21 protein-coding genes, 1 other RNA gene and 1 pseudogene are annotated in these 26,010 nt (G+C 58.0%); 8 read left to right on the top strand and 15 right to left on the bottom strand.

Annotation, left to right across the window (positions count from 1 at the left end):
• Positions 1–24 precede the first annotated feature (24 nt).
• The 7 genes from greA to grpE form a co-directional block, all read right to left on the bottom strand.
• Positions 25–501, bottom strand: coding sequence for a transcription elongation factor GreA (gene greA, locus ACM530_RS14590; protein ID WP_083356716.1), 477 nt, complete (start codon positions 499–501; stop codon positions 25–27).
• Positions 498–3,719 (bottom strand): carbamoyl-phosphate synthase large subunit, encoded by a 3,222-nt coding sequence (carB, locus tag ACM530_RS14585; protein ID WP_145162157.1) that lies wholly within the window; start codon positions 3,717–3,719, stop codon positions 498–500. Before carB ends, greA begins: the two co-directional genes overlap by 4 nt.
• Positions 3,720–3,824: 105 nt before the next feature.
• The gene (gene carA, locus ACM530_RS14580) at positions 3,825–4,961 is read right to left on the bottom strand and encodes a glutamine-hydrolyzing carbamoyl-phosphate synthase small subunit (protein WP_124418491.1); all 1,137 of its coding nucleotides are present in this window, start codon (positions 4,959–4,961) and stop codon (positions 3,825–3,827) included.
• Between the two features lie 259 nt (positions 4,962–5,220).
• On the bottom strand, positions 5,221–6,027 hold the full coding sequence (gene dapB / locus ACM530_RS14575) for a 4-hydroxy-tetrahydrodipicolinate reductase (RefSeq protein ID WP_145162164.1): 807 nt from the start codon (positions 6,025–6,027) through the stop codon (positions 5,221–5,223).
• 10 nt (positions 6,028–6,037) lie between these two features.
• On the bottom strand, positions 6,038–7,162 hold the full coding sequence (dnaJ, locus tag ACM530_RS14570; RefSeq protein WP_119741042.1) for a molecular chaperone DnaJ: 1,125 nt from the start codon (positions 7,160–7,162) through the stop codon (positions 6,038–6,040).
• Between the two features lie 316 nt (positions 7,163–7,478).
• Positions 7,479–9,395: a molecular chaperone DnaK gene (gene dnaK, locus ACM530_RS14565; protein WP_106579264.1), complete on the bottom strand. Its 1,917-nt coding sequence runs from the start codon at positions 9,393–9,395 to the stop codon at positions 7,479–7,481.
• Positions 9,396–9,497: 102 nt separating this feature from the next.
• Positions 9,498–10,058 carry a nucleotide exchange factor GrpE gene (gene grpE, locus ACM530_RS14560; protein ID WP_017139264.1) on the bottom strand — a complete coding sequence of 187 codons (561 nt, stop codon included), beginning with the start codon at positions 10,056–10,058 and terminating at the stop codon, positions 9,498–9,500.
• Positions 10,059–10,312: 254 nt separating this feature from the next.
• On the opposite strand from grpE, the gene recN reads away from it, so the two are divergent.
• A complete protein-coding gene (recN, locus tag ACM530_RS14555) occupies positions 10,313–11,986 on the top strand; it encodes a DNA repair protein RecN (protein ID WP_242200396.1) in 1,674 nt (557 codons plus the stop codon).
• An 87-nt stretch (positions 11,987–12,073) separates the two neighbouring features.
• Here the strand turns inward: recN and fur are convergent, their stop codons facing one another.
• On the bottom strand, positions 12,074–12,478 hold the full coding sequence (fur, locus tag ACM530_RS14550; RefSeq protein ID WP_024077449.1) for a ferric iron uptake transcriptional regulator: 405 nt from the start codon (positions 12,476–12,478) through the stop codon (positions 12,074–12,076).
• A gap of 98 nt (positions 12,479–12,576) precedes the next feature.
• Here fur and ACM530_RS14545 point away from each other — a divergent pair, with 98 nt between their 5' ends.
• Positions 12,577–13,104 (top strand): outer membrane protein assembly factor BamE, encoded by a 528-nt coding sequence (locus ACM530_RS14545; RefSeq protein WP_017139267.1) that lies wholly within the window; start codon positions 12,577–12,579, stop codon positions 13,102–13,104.
• 63 nt (positions 13,105–13,167) lie between these two features.
• Here ACM530_RS14545 and ACM530_RS14540 read toward each other — a convergent pair whose 3' ends face one another.
• Positions 13,168–13,470 carry an RnfH family protein gene (locus tag ACM530_RS14540; protein WP_416365034.1) on the bottom strand — a complete coding sequence of 101 codons (303 nt, stop codon included), beginning with the start codon at positions 13,468–13,470 and terminating at the stop codon, positions 13,168–13,170.
• Positions 13,463–13,897: a type II toxin-antitoxin system RatA family toxin gene (locus ACM530_RS14535; protein ID WP_124418492.1), complete on the bottom strand. Its 435-nt coding sequence runs from the start codon at positions 13,895–13,897 to the stop codon at positions 13,463–13,465. The genes ACM530_RS14540 and ACM530_RS14535 overlap by 8 nt, the downstream gene beginning before the upstream one ends.
• A 166-nt stretch (positions 13,898–14,063) precedes the next feature.
• Here ACM530_RS14535 and smpB point away from each other — a divergent pair, with 166 nt between their 5' ends.
• Complete coding sequence (gene smpB, locus ACM530_RS14530) at positions 14,064–14,546, top strand: SsrA-binding protein SmpB (RefSeq protein ID WP_003176160.1); 483 nt, start codon at positions 14,064–14,066, stop codon at positions 14,544–14,546.
• A 37-nt stretch (positions 14,547–14,583) separates the two neighbouring features.
• On the opposite strand, the gene ACM530_RS14525 is transcribed toward smpB, so the two are convergent.
• Entirely contained in the window at positions 14,584–15,351 is a 768-nt protein-coding gene (locus ACM530_RS14525; RefSeq protein WP_106579269.1) for an FCD domain-containing protein, read from the bottom strand.
• Between the two features lie 251 nt (positions 15,352–15,602).
• Between ACM530_RS14525 and ACM530_RS14520 the strand changes: the two genes are divergently transcribed.
• The 5 genes from ACM530_RS14520 to ACM530_RS14500 all read left to right on the top strand — a co-directional run bounded on the left by ACM530_RS14520 (position 15,603) and on the right by ACM530_RS14500 (position 22,059).
• Entirely contained in the window at positions 15,603–17,297 is a 1,695-nt protein-coding gene (locus ACM530_RS14520) for a lactate permease LctP family transporter (protein ID WP_416365033.1), read from the top strand.
• 70 nt (positions 17,298–17,367) lie between these two features.
• Positions 17,368–20,178 (top strand): FAD-binding and (Fe-S)-binding domain-containing protein, encoded by a 2,811-nt coding sequence (locus tag ACM530_RS14515; RefSeq protein ID WP_416365032.1) that lies wholly within the window; start codon positions 17,368–17,370, stop codon positions 20,176–20,178.
• Positions 20,179–20,313: 135 nt separating this feature from the next.
• Positions 20,314–20,595 (top strand): hypothetical protein, encoded by a 282-nt coding sequence (locus ACM530_RS14510; RefSeq protein WP_106579272.1) that lies wholly within the window; start codon positions 20,314–20,316, stop codon positions 20,593–20,595.
• A gap of 103 nt (positions 20,596–20,698) precedes the next feature.
• Positions 20,699–21,095: a transfer-messenger RNA gene (gene ssrA / locus ACM530_RS14505) on the top strand.
• A gap of 124 nt (positions 21,096–21,219) precedes the next feature.
• Positions 21,220–22,059 carry a hypothetical protein gene (locus tag ACM530_RS14500; protein WP_214247777.1) on the top strand — a complete coding sequence of 280 codons (840 nt, stop codon included), beginning with the start codon at positions 21,220–21,222 and terminating at the stop codon, positions 22,057–22,059.
• Positions 22,060–22,229: 170 nt separating this feature from the next.
• Here the strand turns inward: ACM530_RS14500 and ACM530_RS14495 are convergent, their stop codons facing one another.
• The 4 genes and pseudogenes from ACM530_RS14495 to ACM530_RS14480 form a co-directional block, all read right to left on the bottom strand.
• A complete protein-coding gene (locus tag ACM530_RS14495; protein ID WP_416365031.1) occupies positions 22,230–23,060 on the bottom strand; it encodes an NYN domain-containing protein in 831 nt (276 codons plus the stop codon).
• Positions 23,061–23,265: 205 nt separating this feature from the next.
• Complete coding sequence (locus ACM530_RS14490; protein WP_416365030.1) at positions 23,266–24,033, bottom strand: DNA adenine methylase; 768 nt, start codon at positions 24,031–24,033, stop codon at positions 23,266–23,268.
• Positions 24,034–24,070: 37 nt separating this feature from the next.
• Positions 24,071–24,238: pseudogene (locus ACM530_RS14485) on the bottom strand (DUF4113 domain-containing protein); the annotation flags it as partial.
• Between the two features lie 82 nt (positions 24,239–24,320).
• Positions 24,321–25,940 carry a methyl-accepting chemotaxis protein gene (locus tag ACM530_RS14480; protein ID WP_416365029.1) on the bottom strand — a complete coding sequence of 540 codons (1,620 nt, stop codon included), beginning with the start codon at positions 25,938–25,940 and terminating at the stop codon, positions 24,321–24,323.
• Positions 25,941–26,010: the final 70 nt, after the last annotated feature.

Below are 26,010 nucleotides of genomic sequence, written 5' to 3'. Positions count from 1 at the left end.
CCCGCACGAAGCGGGCGCCGTCTTTCAGATGTGACGAACTTCAACAATCTCGTACTCGATCACGCCACCGGGCGTTTTCACCGCCACCACATCACCCTCTTCCTTGGCAATCAAGGCGCGAGCAAGAGGCGAACCAACCGAGATCTTGCCGAGTTTGAAGTCAGCTTCGTCCTCGCCGACGATGTGGTAAACAACGCGCTCATCCGTCTCGACGTTGGCGATTTCCACGGTGGTACCGAAAATCACTTTGCCGGTATGCGGGATGGTCGTGACGTCGATGATCACCGCGTTCTGCATACGGCCTTCAATGTCACGGATCCGCGCTTCGACCATACCTTGCTGCTCGCGAGCAGCATGGTATTCAGCGTTTTCCTTCAAGTCACCCAGCTCGCGGGCCGTACCGATGTCCTGGCTCAGCTTCGGACGGACGACCTTGGTCAGATGGGCGTGTTCCTCTTCCAGGGCCTTGGCGCCCTGGACGGTCATTGGGTATTTGGTCATGCCTTCAATCCTGCGTGTAGATCCTGCAAGCGACGCACGGTCTTTTCCGGACCGAACTTGAGCGCTTCGCAGATGGCTTCGCCAGCAGCAATGGTAGTGGTGCAGTAGATCTTGTGCTGCAAGGCATTACGACGAATGGAGTAGGAGTCCGCGATCGACTGGCGACCTTCAGTGGTGTTGATGATCAGAGTGACTTCGTCATTCTTGATCATGTCGACCACGTGCGGACGGCCTTCCGTCACCTTGTTCACGCGACGCACTTTCAGGCCGGCAGCTTCGATCAGCTTGGCGGTCCCGGCGGTGGCCACGACTTCAAAGCCCAAGTTGATCAGATCACGGGCCACGCCTGCAACCAGCGGCTTGTCATCATCACGCACACTGATGAACGCGGTACCGCCGGTCGGCAGCACTTCGCTTGCACCCATCTGGGCTTTGGCGAACGCTTCACCGAAGGTGTCGCCCACGCCCATCACCTCACCGGTGGACTTCATCTCTGGGCCCAGGATCGGGTCCACACCAGGGAATTTGGCGAAGGGGAACACCGCCTCTTTCACGCTGTAGAAGTTAGGAATGATTTCCTTGGTGAAGCCGATTTCCTTCAAGGTCTTACCGGCCATCACACGGGCAGCAATCATCGCCAGAGAAACGCCGATGCACTTGGAAACAAATGGCACGGTACGCGACGCACGCGGGTTGACTTCGATGACGTAGATGTCTTCGCCTTGCAGCGCCAACTGAACGTTCATCAGGCCGACAACGCCCAGCTCCAGGGCCATTTTCTTGACCTGCTCGCGCATCTCGTCCTGGATGTGCGCCGGCAGCGAGTATGGCGGCAGCGAGCATGCGGAGTCACCGGAGTGAACGCCCGCCTGCTCGATGTGCTGCATGATCGCGCCGATCACTACGTCGGTGCCGTCGCAGACAGCATCCACATCCATCTCGATGGCGCAGTTGAGGAAGTGGTCCAGCAGCACCGGGCTGTCGTTGGACACTTTCACCGCATCACGCAGGTAACGCTTGAGTTCTTCTTCTTCGTAGACGATTTCCATCGCACGGCCGCCCAACACGTAGGACGGACGCACCACCAGCGGGTAACCGATCTTGCTGGCTGCGCGGATGGCTTCGTCTTCGCTGCGCACGGTGGCGTTAGGCGGCTGACGCAGACTCAAGCGCTCAACCATCTGCTGGAAGCGCTCACGGTCTTCGGCACGGTCGATGGCGTCAGGGCTGGTGCCGATAATAGGCACGCCGGCTGCTTCCAGGGCGCGAGCCAGTTTCAGCGGAGTTTGGCCACCGTACTGGACGATCACGCCTTTTGGCTTCTCGACGCGGCAGATTTCCAGCACGTCTTCCAGGGTGACCGGCTCGAAGTACAGACGGTCGGAAGTGTCGTAGTCAGTGGAAACGGTTTCCGGGTTGCAGTTGACCATGATGGTCTCGTACCCGTCTTCGCGCAGGGCGAGAGCGGCGTGTACGCAGCAGTAGTCGAACTCGATGCCCTGGCCGATACGGTTTGGACCGCCGCCCAGGATAATGATCTTGTCGCGGCCCGACGGTGCGGCTTCGCACTCCTCCTCATAGGTGGAGTACAGGTACGCAGTGTCGGTGGCGAACTCGGCCGCGCAGGTGTCAACGCGCTTGTAGACCGGGAAGATATCCAACTTGTGGCGATGCGTGCGCAGGTTCTTCTCGGTCACACCCAGCAGCTTGGCCAGACGCTGGTCGGAGAAACCTTTGCGCTTGAGGCGGAACATCAGGTCGCGGTCGATGGAGGACAGACCAAGGGTCTTGACCTTCTCTTCTTCCTTGATCAGATCTTCGATCTGCACCAGGAACCACGGGTCGATCATGTTCATGCCGAAGATTTGTTCGACAGTCATGCCAGCGCGGAAAGCATCGGCCACGTACCAGATACGCTCGGCGCCCGGCACGGTCAGCTCGCGCTTGAGCACGCTCATGCTTTCCGGGTTGCTCAGGTCGAGCTTCTCGTCCAGACCGCAAACACCCACTTCCAGGCCACGCAGGGCTTTCTGCAGGGACTCCTGGAAAGTCCGGCCGATGGCCATGACTTCACCGACGGATTTCATCTGGGTGGTCAGGCGAGCGTCAGCCTTGGCGAACTTCTCGAAGGCAAAACGTGGCAGCTTGGTCACGACGTAGTCGATGGACGGCTCGAAGGATGCCGGCGTAGCGCCGCCAGTGATTTCGTTTTGCAACTCGTCCAGGGTGTAACCGATCGCCAGCTTGGCAGCGATACGCGCAATCGGGAAGCCGGTGGCTTTCGATGCCAGCGCCGAAGAACGCGATACACGCGGGTTCATCTCGATCACGACCATGCGGCCGGTGTCCGGGCAGATACCGAACTGAACGTTGGAACCGCCGGTTTCAACGCCGATCTCACGCAGTACCGCCAACGAGGCGTTACGCATGATCTGGTATTCCTTGTCCGTCAGGGTCTGTGCCGGAGCAACGGTGATCGAGTCACCGGTGTGCACGCCCATTGGGTCGAAGTTTTCGATCGAGCAGACGATGATGCAGTTGTCCTTTTTGTCGCGGACAACCTCCATCTCGTACTCTTTCCAGCCGATCAGGGATTCATCGATCAGCAGTTCCTTGGTCGGCGACAGGTCCAGACCACGGGCGCAGATTTCTTCGAACTCTTCACGGTTGTAGGCGATACCGCCACCGGTGCCACCCATGGTGAAGGACGGACGGATGATGCACGGGAAGCCCAGCTTCTCGAGGACCGCATTGGCCTCTTCCATGCTATGGGCGATACCGGAACGCGGGCAATCAAGGCCGATGGACTTCATGGCCTTGTCGAAACGCGAGCGGTCTTCAGCCTTGTCGATGGTGTCGGCGTTGGCGCCGATCATCTCTACGCCGAATTTTTCCAGGACGCCTTCGCGCTCCAGGTCCAGGGCGCAGTTCAGTGCGGTCTGGCCGCCCATGGTTGGCAGCAGCGCGTCCGGACGCTCTTTCTCGATGATCTTGGCAACGGTCTGCCACTTGATCGGCTCGATGTAGGTGGCGTCGGCCATGTCCGGGTCGGTCATGATGGTGGCCGGGTTCGAGTTCACCAGGATGACGCGGTAACCCTCTTCGCGCAGGGCTTTACAGGCCTGGGCGCCGGAGTAGTCGAATTCGCAGGCCTGGCCGATCACGATCGGGCCAGCGCCGAGAATCAGGATGCTTTTTATGTCTGTACGTTTTGGCATGGGTTTGTCACTCAAATCCGCAGGTCAGTCGGCAAGCCGTCTTGAACACTCTTTGAAGAGCCTGCGGGGGCCACCGACATTCGGGGCCGCCCGCAGGCCGCTCAGTCAGCGTCGCTTGGCCATCTCATTGATGAAACGGTCGAACAGCGGCGCTACGTCGTTCGGGCCCGGGCTGGCTTCAGGGTGGCCCTGGAAGCTGAACGCGCTCTTGTCGGTGCGCTCGATGCCTTGCAGGGAACCGTCGAACAGCGACTTGTGAATAGCGCGAACGTTAGCCGGCAAAGTCGCTTCATCCACCGCAAAACCATGGTTCTGGCTGGTGATCATCACGACGCCAGTGTCCAGGTCTTGCACAGGGTGGTTGGCGCCGTGGTGGCCGTGACCCATTTTCAGGGTCTTGGCGCCGGAGGCCAGGGCCAGCAGCTGGTGACCGAGGCAGATACCGAATACCGGAATCTCGGTTTCCAGCACTTCCTTGATCGCCTTGATGGCGTAATCGCAAGGCTCGGGGTCACCCGGGCCGTTGGACAGGAACACACCGTCCGGCTGCAGGGCCAGCACGTCGCTGGCCGGGGTTTGCGCCGGCACCACGGTCACGCGGCAACCGCGCTCAACCAGCATGCGCAGGATGTTGTACTTAATCCCGTAGTCGTAGGCGACCACGTGGTATTGCAGGTCGGCAGCGGCGATGGTCTCGTGGCTGTCGGTCTTCAAGTCCCAGACAGTGGAGCGCCACTCGTACTGCTCTTTGGTGCTGACAACTTTCGCCAGGTCCATGCCTTTCAGGCCAGGGAAGCCTTGCGCTGCGGCAATCGCCGCTTCTTCGGAAATATTGTCACCCGCCATGATGCAGCCGTTCTGCGAGCCTTTTTCACGCAGGATGCGTGTCAGGCGGCGCGTGTCGATACCGGCGATTGCCACAACATTGTTGGCTTTCAGGTAATCGGACAGCGACATCGTGTTACGCCAGTTGCTCGCAACCAGCGGCAGGTCACGAATGACCAGACCAGCCGACCAGACACGATCAGACTCGACGTCTTCCGGTGTAGTACCGGTGTTGCCGATGTGCGGATAGGTCAGGGTAACGATCTGTTGGGCGTAGGAAGGATCGGTAAGGATTTCCTGATAGCCGGTCATGGCAGTGTTAAACACTACCTCTCCAACGGTTTGACCGTCGGCTCCAATGGCTTCGCCGCGAAAAATGCTGCCATCAGCAAGGGCGAGTATGGCTGGCTTAGTCAAGAAGACCTCCCGTAAATAAAGCCTGAAAGGGCGATCGCAGGTTGTAAAAAAGCGGAGTGACGTATGGACACGTCACCCCGCTTCTTCACTGAATTATTCTGCGCGCTTTTAGTGGACACACTAAAGCTGTAGCTTACAGAAAAAGGCTTTTTTGGTCCACCGCTAATGAGCCTTAAAGGCAGGGGAATGCGACAGGAAGTCGCCTAGCGGGTAAAAACGGGGCCTCAGGATAATCCTGAGGCCCCGTTTTAGCTACTGATTAGTGCAGATCCAGCACATCACGCATGTCGTACAGCCCCGCTTCACGACCTTCCAACCAGAGGGCGGCACGTACCGCACCCTTGGCGAATGTCATGCGGCTTGAGGCTTTGTGCGTGATCTCCAGGCGCTCGCCTTCGGAGGCGAACAGCACGGTGTGATCACCCACCACATCGCCACCGCGCACAGTGGCAAAACCGATGGTGTCACGCGCACGCGCCCCGGTATGGCCTTCACGGCCATACACCGCGACTTTCGACAGATCACGCCCCAGCGCATCGGCGATGGCTTCGCCCATGCGCAATGCGGTACCCGACGGCGCGTCGATCTTGTGGCGATGATGGGTTTCGATGATCTCGATATCCGCCTCATCACCCAGCACGCGAGCGGCCAGGTCCAGCAACTTGAGCGACAGGTTCACGCCCACACTGAAATTGGCAGCGAAGACGATTGGAATATCCTTGCCCGCCTCCACCAGCAACTGCTTCTGCTCAGCACTCAAGCCCGTAGTACCGATCACCATGGCTTTGCCCGCCTTGCGGCAGAACGCCAGGTTTTTCAGCATCACCTCCGGCAGGGTGAAATCGATCAGCACGTCGAACTCGTCAGCCACCTGCTCCAGGTTGCCAGACAACGAAACGCCGATGCGCCCCAGCGAGGCCAGCTCACCTGCATCCGCACCGATCAACGTGCTGCCCGGGCGAACAATCGCCGCCGTCAGCCCCGAGGCCGGCGAACGCTGCTGCACCGCTTCGACCAGCGTCTTGCCCATGCGCCCGGCAGCGCCCATTACGGCTATACGTCGCATACTCACTTCCTTACAGGTCGCCGAAGAAGCGCTTCACGCCATCGAAAAAGCCGGTGGTTTTCGGCGAATGGGAGTCATCACCTTCCAACGAACTGCGGAACTCTTCCAGCAGTTCGCGCTGACGACGCCCGAGGTTGACCGGTGTTTCCACCGCCACGCGACACATCAGGTCGCCAGCACCGCCACCGCGTACCGGCGCAACGCCTTTGCCACGAATACGGAACTGTTTGCCGGTCTGCGTACCTTCAGGAATCTTGAGTTTGACCCGACCGTCCAGCGTCGGAATCTCCAACTCGCCACCCAGGGCCGCATCGACAAAGCTGATCGGCACTTCACAGAACAGGTGTTTGCCATCGCGCTGGAAGATCGAGTGCTCGCGCACATTGATCACCACATACAGGTCGCCCGTAGGCCCACCTTGAGTCCCCGCCTCACCTTCGCCCGACAGACGAATGCGATCACCGGTATCGACACCCGCCGGCACCTTCACCGAGAGGGTCTTGTACTCTTCTACGCGGCCTTCGCCGTGGCAGGAGTCGCACGGATCAGAAATGATCTTGCCCTGACCATGGCAACGCGGGCAGGTCTGCTGCACCGAGAAGAAGCCCTGCTGCATACGCACCTGGCCAATACCGCCGCAGGTTGGGCACGTGATCGGCGAGGAGCCTTTCTTGGCGCCCGAGCCATCGCACGGTTTGCAATTGACCAGCGTCGGCACACGGATATTGACGCTGGTGCCGCGCACGGCTTCTTCCAGGTTCAGCTCCAGGGTGTAGCGCAAATCGCTGCCACGCTGAGCGCCGCCACGCTGGCCGCCTCGACCACCGCCGAAGAAGTCGCTGAATACGTCGCCGAAAATATCGGAGAAATTCTGACCACCAAAGCCAGCACCGCCGCCGCCCATGCTTGGGTCAACACCCGCATGACCATACTGGTCGTAGGCCGCACGCTTGTTGGGATCAGACAGGCACTCGTAGGCCTCATTGGCCTCTTTGAACAGTTCTTCGGATTCTTTGCTATCCGGATTACGGTCCGGGTGGTGCTTCATCGCCAGGCGACGGTATGCCTTTTTCAGGTCCGCCTCGCTGGAGCCACGCTCCACACCCAACACTTCGTAATAGTCACGCTTTGCCATAAGTCTTTGCACTCTTAAGGACGTTCGGCCAGACCCTCCTGAGCCTTGCCAAACTCGTTGAGCCCCAATACAGGCCCGGACCCAACTCACGTCAATTCAACGATCCTGGTCATAACTGCTTTTAGCCAGGGAGCCGGCCAAAAACGCGGTGACTGTCGCCAGGAAGCAGGAGCATTCCCAGTCACACCGCCAACATCCGAACCTTGTCGCATGTTGTAAAAATTCGCATACCCCAGACACGCCAACGCGGGAGCAAGCTCCCGCGCGGCGACATCCTACCAGTCACCGCTTGATAGCGGTCAACCGGGCGACCAACTTACTTCTGGTCTTTAACTTCTTCGAACTCGGCATCGACAACATCGTCGTGCTTGGCTTCAGGCTCTGCGTGCTGCGCAGCGCCTTCTGCCGGCTGGCCTTGTTCGGCGTACATTTTCTGAGCAACCGGTGCGGAAACTTTCGACAGCTCCTCAACCTTGGCTTCGATGGCAGCCTTGTCGTCGCCTTTGATGGCGGCTTCCAGGGCAACCACAGCTGCTTCGATTGCGGTTTTCTCTTCAGCAGTCACTTTGTCGCCTGCTTCGGAGATCATTTTGCGCGTCGAGTGAACCAGGGCATCGCCTTGGTTACGGGCGCCGGCCAGCTCAGCAAACTTGGCATCTGCATCAGCGTTGGCTTCAGCATCACGAATCATCTGTTGAATCTCTTCATCAGACAGACCGGAGTTGGCCTTGATGGTGATCTTCTGCTCTTTGCCTGTGGCCTTGTCTTTAGCGCCTACGTGCAGAATGCCGTTGGCGTCGATGTCGAAGGTCACTTCAATTTGCGGCACGCCACGTGGTGCTGGTGGAATCTCAGCCAGGTCGAACTTGCCCAGAGACTTGTTCTGCGCCGCTTGCTTACGCTCACCTTGCAGCACGTGAATGGTCACAGCGCCCTGGTTGTCGTCGGCAGTCGAGAACACTTGCGATTTCTTGGTAGGAATCGTGGTGTTTTTCTCGATCAGCGCGGTCATCACGCCGCCCATGGTTTCGATACCCAGAGTCAGCGGGCTGACGTCCAGCAGCAGCACGTCTTTCACGTCACCGGCCAGTACCGCACCTTGGATAGCAGCACCCATGGCAACGGCTTCGTCCGGGTTCACGTCCTTACGGGCTTCTTTGCCGAAGAACTCGGTGACCAGCTTCTGAACCAGTGGCATACGGGTCTGACCGCCAACCAGGATCACGTCGTTGATCGAGCCAACGTCGATACCGGAGTCTTTCAGCGCGATGCGGCAAGGCTCGATGGTGCGTTGAACCAGGTCTTCAACCAGTGCTTCCAGCTTGGAACGCGAGATCTTCACGTTCAAGTGCTTAGGACCGGTGGCGTCTGCAGTGATGTACGGCAGGTTCACGTCGGTCGACTGAGCGGAAGACAGCTCGATCTTGGCTTTCTCAGCGGCTTCTTTCAGGCGCTGCATGGCCAGCGGGTCACCCTTGAGGTTCATGCCGCTTTCTTTCTTGAATTCGTCAACGAGGTAGTCGATCAGACGAATGTCAAAGTCTTCGCCGCCCAGGAAGGTGTCGCCGTTGGTGGCCAACACTTCAAACTGGTGCTCGCCGTCAACTTCAGCGATCTCGATCACGGAGACGTCGAAAGTACCGCCACCCAGGTCGTAAACGATCACAGTGTGGTCGCCCTTGGCCTTGTCCATACCGTAAGCCAGAGCCGCTGCGGTAGGTTCGTTGATGATACGTTTTACGTCCAGGCCCGCGATGCGGCCGGCGTCTTTGGTCGCCTGGCGCTGGCTGTCGTTGAAGTAGGCCGGAACGGTGATCACCGCTTCAGTCACTGCTTCACCGAGGTAGTCTTCGGCGGTCTTCTTCATCTTTTTCAAGATTTCAGCCGAGATTTGCGGCGGCGACATTTTCTGGCCGTTTACTTCAACCCAGGCGTCACCGTTGTCAGCCTTGGCGATTTTGTAAGGGACCATCTTGATGTCTTTCTGTACGACTTCTTCGTCGAACTTACGACCGATCAGACGCTTCACCGCGTACAGGGTGTTGTGCGGGTTGGTCACAGCCTGACGCTTGGCCGACTGACCTACGAGGATTTCACCGTCGTTTGCGTATGCAATGATCGACGGCGTGGTACGCGCGCCTTCGGCGTTTTCGATAACTTTAGCAACGCCGTTTTCCAGCACGGAGACGCAGGAGTTGGTAGTCCCCAGGTCGATACCGATAATTTTGCCCATGATTTACTCTCCCGAAACTTTAATTTGGTTGCCGCAGCAGTGGTGGCTAACTGCGGTAGCACTTAAACGCTTGACTTATAGATGGGGCCGTTACGACTGATTTCAAGCCTGCTCATCAATAGAAGGTGCAACAGGTGCAGGAGCCTTGCTCACCACAACCATCGCCGGGCGCAACAAGCGACCGTTAAGCTGATAACCCTTCTGGAACACTTTCAATACGCTGTTGGGCTCCAGGTCATGGCTTTCCTGCATGGCCATGGCTTGGTGATGCTCCGCATTGAACGGCTCGCCGCCTTGCGGATCGATAGCTTCCAGCTGATAACGCTTGAGGGTGTCCTGGAACATTTTCAGCGTCAGCTCAATCCCTTCGCGCATCGGGCGGATGTTTTCATCGTCCGGGTTGGACAGCTCAAGGCCACGCTCCAGGCTATCGATAATCGGCAGCAGGTCATTGGCGAATTTTTCCAACGCGAATTTGTGAGCCTTCTCGACATCCTGCTCGGCACGGCGGCGGACGTTCTGCAGATCGGCGGCAACACGCAAAGACTGATCCTGCGCAGCAGCCAATTGCTCTTCGAGCACTTGCACACGAGTCGCCAGCTCATCACCGGCAGCCGAATTGGCGTCTGGAGTTTGCGTATCCTGCGTCTGTTCGTCAGCCATAGATTTCTCCTTTCAAAATCATGCGCGAACTCAACTCGCGCTTCTGTTCCGGTATATGGGGCCACAATTTCCAGGTTCAAGAGCGCAGGCGTTACCAAAAGTCTTTCGCCTGCTCTGCATCAATTCCTGCGCACTCATTCCTCATTGAGCTAAGAAACTCCTGCAATCAAGCAAATCGAGCTAAGCATCAGGATTGTCAGCCTCAAACAAAACACTGTATAAATAACCAGACCTAACGCCTCGGAGCGGCCGCTATGCTCGTGCACCTGTCTGTACATAACTACGCCATCGTTGAACATCTGGACCTCGAACTGGATCGCGGGATGAGCGTAATCACAGGCGAAACCGGTGCCGGCAAGTCGATCATGCTCGACGCCCTGGGCCTGACGCTTGGCGACCGTGCCGACAGCGGCGTGGTGCGACCCGGTGCGGACAAGGCCGATATCCTGGCGACCTTCGACCTGGCAGACATTCCAGAAGCCGAAACCTGGCTGGCCGAGCGCGATCTTAATAATGAAGGCCCGTGCATCCTGCGCCGGGTCATCACCGCGGAAGGCCGCTCGCGCGGCTACATCAATGGCACGCCCTGCCCTCTTGGCGACTTGAAAGCCCTGGGCGAGCTGCTGATCGATATCCACAGCCAGCACGAACACCAATCCCTGCTGAAAACCGATACCCATCGCCGCCTGCTCGATGAATATGCCGGCGCCACCGACCTGGCCCGGCAGGTACAACTTGCCGCCCAGCGCTGGCGTCAGACTCGTCAGGAGCTGGAGCGTCTTTCCAACTCCGGCGACGAGCAGCGCGCTCGCCATCAGCTGCTTAGCTATCAGCTTGAAGAGCTCGAAAGCCTGGGCCTCGGCGAAACCGAGCTGGAGCAACTTGAGCAGGAGCACAAGAACCTCACCAATGCCGAAACCCTGCTGGGTATCTGTCGCCAAGTGGTGGAGCAGTGCAGCGAAAGTGATTCGGGCAATGTCCTGAACGCATTGACCGCCAGCCTCAATCGACTGTCCAGCGTGAACAACGCGTCCGGCTCGCTGAGTGAAGCCACAACACTGTTGACCAGCGCACAGATCCAGGTCGAAGAGGCCGTGGGCGAACTGAATCGCTTCCTTGATCACTTCGACGCGGACCCAGCGCGCCTGCAGGAAATCGAAGAACGTCTGGACACTATTTACACCCTGGCCCGCAAACATCGAATTCAGCCAACCGAAGTAGCGACGATGCAGCAGAAGTTGCTGGATGAAATCGAAACCTTGAACGCGAATGACGAATCCATTGAGCGCCTCGGTGACGAGCTCGCCTCCTTTGCTCGCCACTACCAGGAGAAAGCTCGCGAATTAAGCGAGCTGCGCCAGCAGGCGGCCACAGGCCTGGCCGCAGCGGTAGAGCAGGAAATTCAGCGCCTCGGCATGCCGGGCGGGCGCTTCACCATCGAACTGCATGCCAACACCAGCAATGAGCTGCAACCCCACGGCCTGGAACAGGTGGAGCTGCTGGTGAGCGCCAACCCCGGTCAGCCGCTCAAGGCGTTGGCGAAAGTGGCGTCTGGCGGCGAGCTGTCGCGAATCAGCCTGGCGATCCAGGTCATTACCGCGCAAACCTCACGGGTACCCACGTTGGTATTCGATGAAGTAGACGTGGGTATCGGCGGGCCGACTGCGGAAATTGTTGGCCAATTGCTGCGCCGCCTGGGCGAACGTGGGCAGGTCTTGACCGTGACCCACTTGCCGCAAGTGGCCGCTCAAGGGCATCAGCACCTGTTTGTACATAAAGTACGCGGCAGCGATGCAACCCACACGGCCGTCTCCAAACTGAACAAGTCGGAACGCGTGGAAGAAGTGGCGCGGATGCTGGGCGGGATCGACCTGACCAAAGAGTCTTTGGCCCACGCGAAGAAAATGGTCGTGGCAGCCAAGGCCTAAAACCCGGTTATTTCTTCTATTTAGAAAGCACGAAGGCGACCCTAGGGTCGCCTTCAATCGTTTTGCAGAGCAAATCTGCGTCGATTTTTACTTTTTCTTACGGATGTACAGCACCAGATTATGGTCCACCAAATCGAAACCATGCTCTTCGGCGATAGCCTTCTGGAGCTTCTCGATTTCCGGACTGGTGAACTCGATAACCTCGTTGGTATCCAGGTCAACCATGTGGTCGTGATGACCACCGTCAGCCAATTCGAACACCGCATGACCGCCGTCGAAATTATGACGAACCACCAGCCCTGCGGCTTCAAACTGGGTCAGCACACGGTAAACCGTGGCCAGGCCAACGTCCTCGTTAGACTCCATCAGCGCCTTGTAAACATCCTCGGCACTCATGTGGCGCTGCTCAGCAGAATCGAGCATTTGTAGAATCTTGACTCGTGGCAGAGTCACTTTAAGACCGGCTTTGCGTAGTTCGCTATTTTCAACCATGGTTAGCTTTCTCGCGGATGCTGCTTCGCAGCTTCTCTTAATACGGGTATGATCGGCGTTTACGTTGTCCCAGCCAAGATAGTGGAAGTCGCCCACCGATGCAAAACACCAAGCTCTTGCTAACCAGTTTCACCCTTGTGGGACTGCTCGCACTCGCCGGTTGTTCATTCCCCGGGGTTTACAAAATCGACATCCAGCAGGGCAATGTCGTCACGCAGGACATGATAGACCAGTTACGCCCGGGAATGACCCGACGGCAAGTACGGTTTATTATGGGCAACCCCCTGCTGACCGACACTTTTCATGCCGATCGCTGGGATTATCTCTACAGCATCCAGCCTGGTGGCGGTGAACGCCAGCAGGAACGCGTCAGTGTCATCTTCAATGGCAATGACCAGCTTGTCAGCCTGTCCGGTGACTTCATGCCTGGCGTAAGCCGTGATGAAGCCTTGCTGGGCAAGGACAACGGCACCAATGTGACTGCGCCCGCGCAGGAAGCAGAGAAGCCGAAGTCTGAAGTGCCGGCCAAGCCAGGCTCCTTGCTGGATCAGATCCAGAAGGACGTGGACGGCGTGCAAACCGTTCCAGTCCCGACGCCTCAGCCTCTGGACACCAGCCCGCAGTAAGTTTGCGGCGCTCGATAAAAAGCCCGGCATGCCGGGCTTTTTGTTGCCTGCCTTTTGGCAGGCTTATGAGTTGTTCTGCCTGGCAATCGCCGCCTTGGCTGCGCGCAGCCTGCGTACTTCCTTGGGGTCTGCCAGCAAGGGCCGGTAAATCTCGATACGGTCACCCGGCTGCACAGCGCGCATATCCGCATCCGTAACTACCTTGCCGAATATGCCCAAAGGGCAATCAGCCAATGCCACTGTTGGAAAGTGCACTGCGATACCCGACGCCAGCACCGCAGCCCTCAGGCTTGTGCCCGCCGGCACAGTGACCGCCAACAAGACCTGACGGTCTTCGGCGGCATACACCACCTCAATCTCAACCATGCAGTTGCTTGGCCCGCTGGCAGAACGCGTCCACCAGCGTATTGGCCGCCTGGTTGAACAAAGGCCCCAACGTTGCCCGCACAATCGGCCCCGCATAATCAAAGGACAGGTCCAGGCTGATCTTGCAGGCCTTGTCAGTCAGCGCCTTGAACACCCATACCCCATGAAGCTGGGTGAACGGTCCCTCTTGCAAATTCATTTCGATGGATTGCCCAGGGACCAACACATTGCGCGTGACAAAATGCTGGCTAAGGCCGCCCTTCGCCACACCGACACTGGCAACCATGTGCTCATCACTGCTCTCCAGCACCTCGGCGGTGTTGCACCATGGCAGGAATTCCGGGTAACGCGCCACGTCGTTGACCAGGTCATAGAGCGCCTGCGCCGGATAAGGCAATAAAGCCGAACGTTGAATATGCGTCGTCATGTGAGCGTTACTTCCACTGCTGAGGCAAACATCGCGAAAGAACAGCCCAATCCGCGAGAGAAAAAAACCAAAGAACTGCCGGTATTGTCCGGGATTCGTCCAACACGCTCAAGCACGCAGGTTGACCGTAGCCGACACACTCGCAACTCCCTATAATGCCGCCCCTATGGCTAAACAAAAGAAACACCCCACAGGGACCATCGCGCAAAATAAAAAGGCGCGACACGATTACTTCATCGAACATCGGTTCGAGGCTGGTCTGGTCCTGGCCGGCTGGGAAGTAAAAAGTCTGCGCGCCAGCAAGCTGCAACTGGTCGACAGCTACGTATTGCTCAAGGATGGCGAGGCATGGCTGCTCGGCAGTCATATCACCCCGCTGACCACCGCGAGCACCCACGTGATTGCTGACCCGGTGCGCACGCGCAAGCTGTTGCTCAATGCCCGCGAACTCGAAAAGCTCGCCGCCGCTGTACAGCAGAAGGGCTATGCCTGCATCTGCCTGTCGTGGTACTGGAGCAAGCATCTGGTCAAGTGCGAGATCGCATTGGGCAAGGGTAAAAAGGAATACGACAAGCGCGATACCGAGCGCGAGCGTGATTCCAATCGTGAGCTGCATCGCGCCGTACGTAACAAGGGTAAGGAAGAATAATCCTTGTGACGATGTAGCCCTGGGTGACTCACCCGGGCTACAGACCTTTACGTCGCTCCGCCCGCGCCACGCGCTGGACCTCCTGACGCACCTCCTCCAACACCTCCTGCACATACAGCAGATGGCGTGTTGAAACTTCACGCGCCTGTTCGGCCCGTCCCTCGATAATCGCCAGGTACAAATCCCGGTGCTGACTGATCAGCATGTCGCGGGTTTCCGTACGCTGCTGGTACATGCCACCGATGTTGGTCACCACGTTGCGCTTGAGCAGATCAAACAAGCCGCGGATGGTGTGCAGCAACACCGCATTATGGCTGGCCTCGGCGATAGCCAAGTGAAACCTCGCATCCGCCGCGCCCTCCTCCACCCGACTCACTTCATCAACGCGCGTGTAGCAGTCCTGTAATGCCTCAAACGCTGCAGTCAGCCGCTCACGATCGACCTCGGTGGCGCGCTGTGCGGCGTAATAAGCACACGATGCTTCAAGCGTCTGGCGAAACTCGAGCAAATCCCGCTGGGCCTCGGGGTTATTTTCCAGCAGGTGCAGCAGCGGGTCGCTGAACGTCGACCCCAGGGAATCCGCCACATAGTTGCCGCCACCCTGGCGGCTGACCAGCAACCCCTTGGCCGCCAGCTTCTGGATCGCCTCGCGCAACGATGGGCGCGACACGCCAAATTGCTCAGCCAACGCGCGCTCGGCCGGCAAGCGCTCGCCCGACTTCAACGTGCCCTCGAGGATCATGCCCTCAAGCTGCTCGACGATATCGTCAGACAAACGGCGCTGACGCACCTGATCAAACCCCATAACTCACTCTCCACAATCCCGACCACTCGCCGGGCCCTCTATTCTGGCCTATCGCCGCGCTTGCGGCACCTATCAGAACGCCCTCGATTTACCCGAGCAGAACCTCTGCGCCGCCCAGCTACGACCAAAGTTTCGCGAGCGGCAAATTGACACACCCCATCCCAGGCTTTTACTCTAGCCAACAGCAACTGTAAATTGGTATTACCAATTACCCACGCTAACCTAACAACAACAATCAGGGGCCACCCCATATGCAAACCTGGCAACAGCTCTACAGCCCGCTCGGCAGCCTCGGCCTGTCCGCATTGGCCGCCGTCATTCCAATCGTATTTTTCTTCCTCGCCCTGGCCGTGTTTCGCCTCAAAGGCCACGTCGCCGGGAGCATCACCTTGGGGCTGTCGGTCCTGGTGGCTATCTTTGCCTTCCAGATGCCCGTGGACATGGCACTGGCCGCCGCTGGTTATGGCTTTGCCTACGGCCTGTGGCCTATCGCGTGGATCATCGTCGCAGCCGTGTTCCTCTACAAACTGACGGTCAAGAGCGGCCAGTTCGAGATCATCCGCAGCTCAGTGCTGTCGATTACCGACGACCAGCGCCTGCAAGTGCTGCTGATCGGCTTTTGCTTCGGCGCCTTTCTCGAAGGCGCGGCCGGTTTCGGCGCACCAGTGGCGATCACCGCCGCACTGCTGGTCGGCCTGGGCTTCAACCCGCTGTACGCCGCCGGCCTGTGCCTGATCGCTAACACGGCGCCGGTGGCCTTCGGCGCGCTAGGTATTCCGATCATCGTCGCAGGCCAGGTCACCGGTATTGACGCATTCAAGATCGGCGCCATGACCGGCCGCCAACTGCCCCTGCTGTCGCTGTTCGTGCCGTTCTGGCTGGTGTTCATGATGGACGGCCTGCGTGGCGTTCGTGAAACCTGGCCGGCCGCCTTGGTCGCAGGCCTGAGCTTTGCCGTCACCCAATATTTCACTTCCAACTTCATCGGCCCGGAGCTGCCGGACATCACTTCCGCGCTGGCCGCCCTGATAGCCCTGACCTTGTTCCTGAAAGTCTGGCAGCCCACGCGCACTGCGGGCGCGCAGATTGCCGGCGCGACGTCCAGCGCCGCAGTTACCGCCAGTGCCGGCGGCTTCGGCCAACCACGCCAAACGGTCGCTTCGCCCTACAGCCTGGGGCAGATTTTCAAAGCCTGGTCGCCGTTCCTGATCCTGACCATCCTGGTCACCCTTTGGACCCTCAAACCTTTCAAGGCAATGTTCGCGGCGGGCGGTTCGATGTACAGCTGGGTCTTCAACTTCGCGATCCCGCACCTGGACCAGTTGGTGATCAAGGCCGCCCCGATCGTCACCACCCCAACGGCGATTCCAGCCGTGTTCAAACTGGACCCCATTTCAGCCACCGGCACGGCGATTTTCTTCTCCGCACTCGTGTCGATGCTGGTGCTCAAGATCAACGTAAAAACTGGTCTTACCACTTTAAAAGAGACCTTCTATGAGCTGCGCTGGCCGATCCTCTCGATTGGCATGGTGCTGGCGTTTGCCTTCGTTACCAACTACTCCGGCATGTCCTCGACCATGGCACTGGTGCTGGCCGGAACCGGTGCCGCATTCCCGTTTTTCTCGCCGTTCCTTGGCTGGCTGGGCGTTTTTCTGACAGGTTCTGACACATCGTCCAATGCCCTGTTCAGCTCGCTGCAAGCCACCACTGCTCACCAGATCGGCGTCAACGACGTGCTATTGGTTGCCGCCAATACCAGCGGCGGCGTGACCGGCAAGATGATCTCGCCGCAGTCGATCGCCGTCGCCTGCGCCGCCACCGGCCTGGTGGGCAAGGAATCCGATCTGTTCCGCTTTACCCTCAAGCACAGCCTGTTTTTTGCCACCATCGTCGGGCTGATCACGCTGGCGCAGGCCTATTGGTTCACCGGTATGCTGGTGCACTGAAACCTGCACGTAATAGGGTAAGAATCGACGCCGGACACGCATGCCGGCGTCAGCTATTTCTGGAGGACCGATGAGCCTGCCTGCTGCTTTTCTGAGCGACGCCGCACAACTGATCCCGAAAGATCGTCGCTTCGACGATCCACTTTCCACCCTGGCCTTCGGCACCGACGCCAGCTTTTACCGACTAATCCCACAGCTGGTGATTCGCGTGGAGTCGGAAGACGAAGTAGTTGCACTGCTGCAATTGGCTCAGCGTGATCGCGTACCCGTCACCTTCCGCGCGGCGGGCACCAGCTTGTCAGGGCAAGCCATCAGCGACTCGGTGCTGATCGTGCTGGGTGACAATTGGAACGGTCGCGAGATTCGTGGGCAAGGCACACAGATCCGCCTGCAACCCGGCGTGATTGGCGCGCAGGCCAATGCGTGGCTTGCGCCGTTCGGACGCAAGATTGGTCCGGACCCCGCGTCGATCAATGCCTGCAAAATTGGCGGCATCGTCGCCAACAATGCCAGCGGCATGTGCTGCGGTACCGCGCAGAACACCTATTACACCCTGGCTGGCATCCGGCTGGTACTGGCCGACGGCAGCCGCCTGGATACCGAAGATGCGGCGAGCGTCGCGGCTTTTCGCAACCAACATGGCGCGCTGCTGGAACGCCTGGCGACGATGGGACGTGAGACGCGGGCAAACGCTGAATTGGCGGCAAAAATCCGCCACAAATACCGTCTGAAAAATACCACCGGCCTGTCACTCAATGCCTTGGTGGATTTCGACGAGCCACTGGATATCCTCAGCCACTTGCTGGTGGGTTCCGAAGGCACCCTGGGTTTTATCAGCGCGGTGACTTACGACACGGTGATCGATCACCCGCACAAAGCTTCGGCGCTGATCGTGTTCCCGGATGTCGAAGCCTGCTGCAACGCGGTGACGGTGCTGAAAACCCAGCCGGTCTCGGCCGTCGAGTTGCTGGACCGGCGCAGCATGCGTTCGGTACAGGACAAACCGGGCATGCCCGCTTTCGTACAGCAGTTATCGGAAAACGCCTGCGCGCTGCTGATCGAATCCCGCGCCGCGTCGCCGTCGTTGCTGCACGAGCAGCTGTCGCTGATCATGGCGTCCCTGGCACCTTTCCCTGTGGAAAAACAGGTCGACTTCACCGAGGACCCAGTCGAAAACGCACGGCTGTGGGCCATCCGCAAAGACACCTTCCCCGCCGTGGGTGCTGTACGTAAAACCGGCACCACCGTAATCATCGAAGACGTGACCTTCCCGGTCGAGCAACTGGCCATCGGCGTGAATCGCTTGATCGAGTTGTTCGACAAACATCGCTACGACGAAGCCATCCTTTTCGGACATGCCCTGGAAGGTAATCTGCACTTTGTGTTCACCCAAGGCTTCAACAGCACCGAAGAAATCGCACGCTATCAAGCGTTCATGGACGACGTCGCGCAACTGGTGGCAGTGGAGTTTGGTGGCTCGCTGAAAGCCGAACATGGCACTGGCCGTAATATGGCGCCGTTCGTTGAACTGGAATGGGGCAGCGATGCGTATCAGTTGATGTGGCAGCTCAAACGCCTGCTCGACCCCAATGGCATTCTCAACCCCGACGTGGTGCTCAGCGAAGACCCGCACATTCACCTTAAACACCTCAAGCCATTGCCTGCGGCCGACGAGATTGTGGATAAGTGCATCGAGTGCGGATTCTGCGAGCCGGTATGCCCCTCGAAAGGCCTGACCTTGAGCCCGCGCCAGCGCATTGTGATCTGGCGCGATATCCAGGCGAAGAAACGCGCGGGTGCAGACACCACCGAGTTGGAAGCGGCTTACCACTACCAAGGCATCGACACCTGCGCCGCCACCGGGTTATGCGCTCAACGCTGCCCTGTAGGCATCAATACCGGCGACCTGGTGAAAAAGCTGCGCGCCCGTGACGCTGACAGTCAGAAAACCGCCGAATGGCTTGCCAGCCATTTCGCCACGGCACTGCAAGGTGCGCGCTTTACCCTGCATGTCGCCAACGGCGCGCGCATGCTCTTGGGCGCGCCTCGCCTGGCCAAACTGTCCGCCACGGTGACCAAGCTGTCCAAGGGGCAAATCCCGCAGTGGAGCAGCGCCATGCCTCAGCCGGAAAAAGCCATTCGCTTCAGCCCGGCCGTGACGGATGAGCGACCGCGCGTGGTCTACCTGGCAGCCTGCGTCTCACGCGCCATGGGCCCGGCGGCGGGTGATAAAGAGCAGATGTCGCTGTACGAAAAGACCCGAGGGCTGCTTGAAAAAGCCGGTTACCAGGTAGTCTTTCCCGACAATCAGGACAGCCTGTGCTGTGGCCAGCCGTTCGCCTCCAAAGGTTATGCTGAACAAGCCGAGCACAAACGCCAGGAGCTGATCGGCGCCCTGCTCCACGCCAGCCGCGGCGGCCTCGACCCGATCTATTGCGACACCAGCCCCTGCACCCTGCGCCTGGTACAAGACCTGGGCGAAACACGCCTGGACCTCTACGACCCGGTGCGTTTTATCCGCACCCACCTGATGGACCGTCTCGACTTCACGCCGCAGGAGGCGCCCATCGCCGTGCACGTCACCTGCAGCACTCAGCACCTGGGCGAGAGCCAGGCGTTGATTGATCTTGCGCGACGCTGCTCAAAAAACGTGGTGATCCCGGAAGGCATCCATTGCTGCGGTTTCGCCGGCGACAAAGGCTTTACCACGCCCGAGCTCAACGCCCACTCACTGCGATCGCTCAAGGACGCCGTGCAACATTGCAGCGAAGGCATTTCCACCAGCCGCACCTGCGAGATCGGCCTGAGCCAGCATGGAGGCATTGATTATCACGGGTTGGTGTACCTGGTGGACCGGGTAACGCAAGCTCGAGCGCATTAAATGGCCACTAAACCGAACGCCTGTGCGTCTGCGTAGTCATTTGAATAGGCCTCGGCGTACGAGGCTTAACAGTGATGTCGCTGGCCGCCTCTGAACGCCAGCAGCGTCGAGCCCTTTTTCGCAAGGAGATTCCCTATGAAGCGTTCCGCTCTTGCTGGCTTGTTCATTACCGCTGCGATGATGGCCTCCCCTGTTTTTGCTGCCGGTGAGCCTGATCTGTGCAAAATCAATCTGGACAAAATCAATAACGGCCAAGCCCTGCTCGCAACCGATACCAGTGGCAAAAAAGGCGAAATCGATACCGCTGTCTCCCAAGCCAAAGCCGCGCACGCGGCCGGTGATGACAAGAAGTGCATCGAGATCACCTCCAAAGCCCTGCAAGACCTGCAGAACAGCGACAAAGGTGGCAATCAGTAACCACGCCAGCCGCAGAGGTCAACCTTCGGGTTGGCCTTCTGTGACGGTTTGGCGTACACTGCACAGGCTTGTCACTCACTATGAAACAACGAGTTACAAGCACGGGGCCGTTTAGGATTCGACGCCGGTCGCGAAACTTTAGGTGCATGCCGAGTTGGTAACAGAACTCGTAAATCCACTGTTGCAACTTCTTATAGTTGCCAATGACGAAAACTACGGCCAGGAATTCGCTATCGCTGCGTAAGCAGCCTTAGACCTGAGCTTCTGGTACCTTCGGGTCCAGCAATCACCAGGGGATGTCTGTAAACCCAAAGTGATTGTCATATAGAACAGAATCGCCGTGCAGTACGTTGTGGACGAAGCGGCTAAAACTTACACAACTCGCCCAAAGCACCCTGCCCTTCGGGTCGCTGAGGGTTAACTTAATAGATACGGCTACGCATGTAGTACCGACAGCGGAGTACTGGCGGACGGGGGTTCAAATCCCCCCGGCTCCACCAAATAAGCTATATAAATCAGGCACTTAGCGTTTATCGCGAGTGCCTTTTTTGTGCCTGAATGGGTGGTTTTGGCTCGGTTATGCCAGCTTAATGACAGCGTCACGTGAAGCGACTGGGGCAAAATATGAGTTCGGAGATTGACCGGGTAAAGGATCGCGCTAGAAGCCGGGCCTTGGTGGATGAGCTCTACCAAGACGCAAGCCGTGTATACGTCGTGCATTACTCATGCGAATCATTTTATGAAGGATCCACCGGCGCTTCGAAACGAGTGACGTCCATCGCCGTGAGAAACCTAAAGTCTGCACAGACAAAATCTTGGTCGCTTCATAAATCAGCGGAGCTGAAGGGTTCACTTGCGACGATGTCGGATGAGCTGGATAGCCATGAAAAATCAATGCTTGATGGCTATTTTACTTTTCTAGAGCAGCATAGAGACTGCCGGTTCATTCACTGGAATATGCGAGATGAGCATTTTGGCTTTTTCGCCCTTGAACATCGACACCGCGTCATGGGCGGGCAGCCTTTTGAGCTTCAGGATGACAAAAAAGTAGATCTGGCTAGGGTACTAGTTAGCCTCTATGGCAAGTCCTATGCTCCACACGAGGACAGCAAGGGCCGCAGAGGCCGAATAATGAGCCTGACAGAGCTGAACAATGTATCGGACGTCGACGCGCTGACAGGCGAACAGGAAGCTGACGCATTCGTCAGCGGTGATTATCTTAAGATGCACAGATCAACGCTCAGAAAGCTGGACATGTTTGCAAATTTCTTCGAGCGTACACATGAAAAACGCCTTAAAACAAATGCTACATGGGCAGACAAATTTGGTGTCCGTCCGATTGCAATGCTGGAAATCGTAAAAGGCCACCCGCTATTTTCCGCGTTTACCGTCATTGCAATCGCGTTGGGGGCAGTCGCGAAATACACTGAATTTTTCAAACAATTCCTAAACGTTGGTTCTTGAATGCCTGGCGCTGCTAATGCAGCAGTATGGGCTGAGGAGTGGCTAAAGCCACGGTTTACGTGGGCTGCAGCCGCTCACCGTCTAAAACTTCACCTTCAATTATCGCCATTTAAACCTAATGGATGCGAGGTAGGTCGAGGTAGTTTTAGACGATTGAATGGAGGCAAAATTTAGCCGCCAGCGGGCACTGGCGGCTCCCCAATCCCTGGCTCGTCCACATTGTCATCAGGCGGTAAGTTAGCTTCAGCCTGCACTGGCTGCTTCCACCACTTGGGTACGACCGCCACTGGTTCTTTCGTTACATTGCTGATGATCCGTACAGCATCGTAGGAACGAATCCCGTCAACGTGCTCGCTCAAGCTCGCCGCTGTAGTAGCCCACATAGGGTCAAGCACAAAATCAATTCCGTTCGTCCTGGCAAGCTTGGCGGCAGGAACAAAATCGGAGTCTCCAGCTACCAATACGATCACGTCAGCAAGCTTGTTCAACGCCAGCGTGGTTATGTCCATTCCAAGTTTGATGTCCACTGCCTTCTGGTCAATTGCATAGTGGAAGTCGTCATTCGTCAGGTCCGTCCACTCCTTTTCACCAGACAGCAAATCATCCAGAGAGTGGTCGGTTAGGCGCCACCGCCCGCTTTTGGAAAGCTCCCCAAGCCTAAGAGCCGTTTTCCTGCTCCTCTTGAGAAGGTCATGAAGCTCGCCGCGAACCTTGTATGGCGGGTGCTCCTTGAAATTCTTGTGACCGGGAGTTTTATGTCCTTCCGGTATAACCGGTAGGCGCACTTGTTTATCATTCGGCGGGCAATCGTAGTAATAAACGCGGTACAGCTCACGCTTGAGGGTTTTCTTCTCCTCAATGTGAGACTTCACCAGAATGTGCACAATCGTGCTTAGATGTTCTGCAGTAAGCACAAAGTCGGGCCTGAAGTACCTTCGAACGAAAAATCGGATGCGCTCAAAGAAAAAACCACCATCGACCAGCACTGCAGTTCGCTTCATTGCTATTCCTTTAGGCAAAAAAAAGCCCAGGACCGCTGGGCAGGTTCTAAAGATTACCTGCGCGCTGTACTGAGCTGTTGAGCCAAAGATAGCCACAGTTGACATTCATGTCAACTATTGTGTCAGCTTGAATGTCATTGCGCTGCCTCGGCCTGCGCTCGTTGGCTTGCCTGCTAGAGCCGGGGTCAACGCAAGAGATGTAAGGCTACCAGTTCATGACCGCCAGTTCGCCAGTCACCGCGGCCGAGGCCTTCCTTGGATTTGCAGTGCTGTAACGAATGTCCATCGTCTTCATGCGAAACCCCTCAAACACCCGCCGGATATCGGCATGATCGTTGATGCTTACCATCACCTTGCCCTGGCAGACGCGCATGAATTCAGCCATTCGCTCGTACTGGTCAAAGCCGAAGTCGGCGCCGTAGCCTTCGGTTTTCCAGTACGGAGGGTCCATATAGTGGAAGGTGTGGGGTCGATCGTACTTTTCAGCGCACTTCAACCACGGCAGGTTCTCCACGTAGGTTCCCGATAGTCGCTGCCAGGCCAGTGATAGGTTTTCCTCAATCCGCAGAAGGTTGATGGCCCGGCCGGTTGTCGCGGTTCCGAATGTCTGTCCCGTGGCCTTTGCACCGAACGCGTGGTGTTGGAGGTAGAAGAACCTGGCCGCTTTCTGGATATCCGTCAGCGTCTCGGCCGCTGTCATCTTTTGCCACTCGAAGATCTGCCGGGAGCTGAGTGCCCACTTGAACTGACGAACGAATTCCTCAAGGTGGTGCTGGACTACCCGGTACAAGTTAACCAGGTCGCCGTTGAGATCATTCAAAACCTCGACTTTTGCGGGCTGCTCTCGCTTGAAGTACAGCGCAGCGCCGCCGGCAAACACTTCGACGTAGCACTCGTGGTCTGGGAACAGCGCCAGCAGGCGTTTCGAAAGGCGGCGCTTGCCGCCCATCCATGGAATGATTGGGTTTGTCATTTGCAATCCTTTGCAATGGGTTTGGTGGTGGTAGTGCTTATTTGCAGCTGACCGTCCATAGCTGATCAAGCCGCGTTGTATAACTCTGGCTCATCATCTCACGGCGCATTCCCCAGTCAGGGTTCGTTGGCACACTGGCCGCGCGCAACGTTCCCCTTCCCCACCGTTCATTTATCTGATCCAACATCACTCTAGTGGCGTCGGCAGCCGCAGCCGATCGATTCTGACGAAAAAAAATCGGCCATGGCCTCAATGAAGATGACGTGCTTGAAATCGTCGTATGGTAGCTAATCATTCAACCGGGAAATCACATCATTCAACTCAACCGACAACACGTGCAGATCCTGACTAGCAGTCTGGGTGCGCTGGACGTTGTCCTGGTTGGTGGTGGCAATGGCTGTGATTTCCGTCAGGTTGCGGGAGATGTCTTCAGCCACTGACGTCTGCTCTTCAGCAGCCGTAGCAATCTGGCGGTTCATGTCGCGAATGGCTTCCACGGCACTGGTAATCCGTTCCAGCGAGGAACCTGCCAGTGAAACCTGATCGACGCTTTCCTGACTGCGTGCCTGTCCGCTTTCAATCGCCTGGGCAGCATCGACCGCGCCGGTTTGCACAGAGCTGATTATCTGGTTTATTTCCGCCGTCGAGGCCGCCGTGCGCTGGGCCAGCGTGCGCACTTCATCGGCTACGACCGCAAAACCGCGCCCGGCATCGCCGGCACGGGCCGCTTCGATGGCGGCGTTCAGCGCCAGCAGGTTGGTCTGCTCAGCGATGCCGCGAATCACTTCCAGCACCTTGCCAATCCGACCACTGTCGGTTTCCAAGCGGCGAATGACATTGGCGGTATTGCTGATCTCCGTGCGCACCTGGGTGATCGCGGCAATGGTCGCGCCCATGACTTTGCTGCCCTCTTGCGAACTGCGGTCCGCTTCGTCAGCGGCCTGTGCAGCCTGAGCCGCATGACGGGCGACTTCCTGGGCAGTGGCGGACATTTCAGTCATCGCCGTCGCCACCTGATCGGTGCGCTCGAACTGCTCATGAGTCCCCTGGGCCATCAGCGCGGCAATGGCTTTCAGCTCGCTGCCGGCGCTGTCCAGGTCGGTGGTGCTGCGCTTGAGGCGGGAGAAAGTGTCGGCGAGGAAATCCCGCAGTGTGTTGGCGGCAACAGCCAGACGCCCCAGCTCATCCTGACGGGTGATGCTGACGCGGTCGCTGAACTTGCCCTGACTCAATTGTGCGACGTATTCGATCAGCATGCGGATCGGGCCGACGATGTTGCGGTTGACTATCCACAGGGTGAGTACGCCGACTAGCAACGCCGAGGCGAGCATGACCAGCGTGCCGACCAGGATGGTCCGGTCGGCGATACTGCTGAGGATTTTCGACTGTTCGTCACTCTGCTTGCGCAGGCCGGCCACCAAGCCGGTCATCTGCTCGCTGGCGGCACGGTCAACGCCTTTTACGGCCATGTCACCGGCGACCGGGTCTCCGCCTGAGGCGATGTAAGCATCACGGCCTTTGCGATAAGCCAAACCCAGCGTGCGGTGCTCGGTGCGGAGCGCGTCGACTCGCGTCTTGGTCTCGGGGCTCAGACCGTCCATTGAACTTAGGCTGCCGAGAGTGTCCTGCACCTGACGTTCCTGATCTTCGAACTGCGCCCAGAATTTGTCGCGATCGGCTGGCTGCTTGCCGCGCAACAGCACGTTCTTCCACTCCTGCACCTGAACCTTGAATTGCAGGTTAGCCTGATTGACCAGTTGCGAGGCGTGCAGCGGTCCTTCAAGCAGACCGCGATAGGCGTGTACATTGCTGGACAGGAACTGGAAACACGCTAGGGCAATCAGCACGACCAGCACGAGGCTGCCGCTGAGCAGCGCGAGAATCTGCAATCTCAGGGATTTGGACATACTAGGATCTCAAAAGGAAGGACAAACTGCTCCGAGGATCACCCGGAGTTATGTGCGGCTTGCCACATCC

This window comes from Pseudomonas sp. NFX183, assembly GCF_047943075.1.
GTDB lineage: Bacteria > Pseudomonadota > Gammaproteobacteria > Pseudomonadales > Pseudomonadaceae > Aquipseudomonas.
This window is presented reverse-complemented; position numbering and strand designations above follow the sequence as displayed.

Bases quoted from the DNA above. Each gene is read 5' to 3' on its own strand.
- ACM530_RS14510 (WP_106579272.1), top strand. From the start codon at position 20,314: ATGAAGCGTTCCGCTCTTGCTGGCTTGTTCATTACCGCTGCGATGATG.
- dnaK (WP_106579264.1), bottom strand. From the start codon at position 9,395: ATGGGCAAAATTATCGGTATCGACCTGGGGACTACCAACTCCTGCGTC.
- greA (WP_083356716.1), bottom strand. From the start codon at position 501: ATGACCAAATACCCAATGACCGTCCAGGGCGCCAAGGCCCTGGAAGAG.
- ACM530_RS14515 (WP_416365032.1), top strand. From the start codon at position 17,368: ATGAGCCTGCCTGCTGCTTTTCTGAGCGACGCCGCACAACTGATCCCG.
- ACM530_RS14520 (WP_416365033.1), top strand. From the start codon at position 15,603: ATGCAAACCTGGCAACAGCTCTACAGCCCGCTCGGCAGCCTCGGCCTG.
- ACM530_RS14500 (WP_214247777.1), top strand. From the start codon at position 21,220: ATGAGTTCGGAGATTGACCGGGTAAAGGATCGCGCTAGAAGCCGGGCC.
- recN (WP_242200396.1), top strand. From the start codon at position 10,313: ATGCTCGTGCACCTGTCTGTACATAACTACGCCATCGTTGAACATCTG.
- ACM530_RS14525 (WP_106579269.1), bottom strand. From the start codon at position 15,351: ATGGGGTTTGATCAGGTGCGTCAGCGCCGTTTGTCTGACGATATCGTC.
- carB (WP_145162157.1), bottom strand. From the start codon at position 3,719: ATGCCAAAACGTACAGACATAAAAAGCATCCTGATTCTCGGCGCTGGC.
- ACM530_RS14540 (WP_416365034.1), bottom strand. From the start codon at position 13,470: ATGGTTGAGATTGAGGTGGTGTATGCCGCCGAAGACCGTCAGGTCTTG.
- smpB (WP_003176160.1), top strand. From the start codon at position 14,064: ATGGCTAAACAAAAGAAACACCCCACAGGGACCATCGCGCAAAATAAA.
- ACM530_RS14480 (WP_416365029.1), bottom strand. From the start codon at position 25,940: ATGTCCAAATCCCTGAGATTGCAGATTCTCGCGCTGCTCAGCGGCAGC.
- ACM530_RS14545 (WP_017139267.1), top strand. From the start codon at position 12,577: ATGCAAAACACCAAGCTCTTGCTAACCAGTTTCACCCTTGTGGGACTG.
- fur (WP_024077449.1), bottom strand. From the start codon at position 12,478: ATGGTTGAAAATAGCGAACTACGCAAAGCCGGTCTTAAAGTGACTCTG.
- dapB (WP_145162164.1), bottom strand. From the start codon at position 6,027: ATGCGACGTATAGCCGTAATGGGCGCTGCCGGGCGCATGGGCAAGACG.
- dnaJ (WP_119741042.1), bottom strand. From the start codon at position 7,162: ATGGCAAAGCGTGACTATTACGAAGTGTTGGGTGTGGAGCGTGGCTCC.
- ACM530_RS14490 (WP_416365030.1), bottom strand. From the start codon at position 24,033: ATGACAAACCCAATCATTCCATGGATGGGCGGCAAGCGCCGCCTTTCG.
- ACM530_RS14495 (WP_416365031.1), bottom strand. From the start codon at position 23,060: ATGAAGCGAACTGCAGTGCTGGTCGATGGTGGTTTTTTCTTTGAGCGC.
- grpE (WP_017139264.1), bottom strand. From the start codon at position 10,058: ATGGCTGACGAACAGACGCAGGATACGCAAACTCCAGACGCCAATTCG.
- ACM530_RS14535 (WP_124418492.1), bottom strand. From the start codon at position 13,897: ATGACGACGCATATTCAACGTTCGGCTTTATTGCCTTATCCGGCGCAG.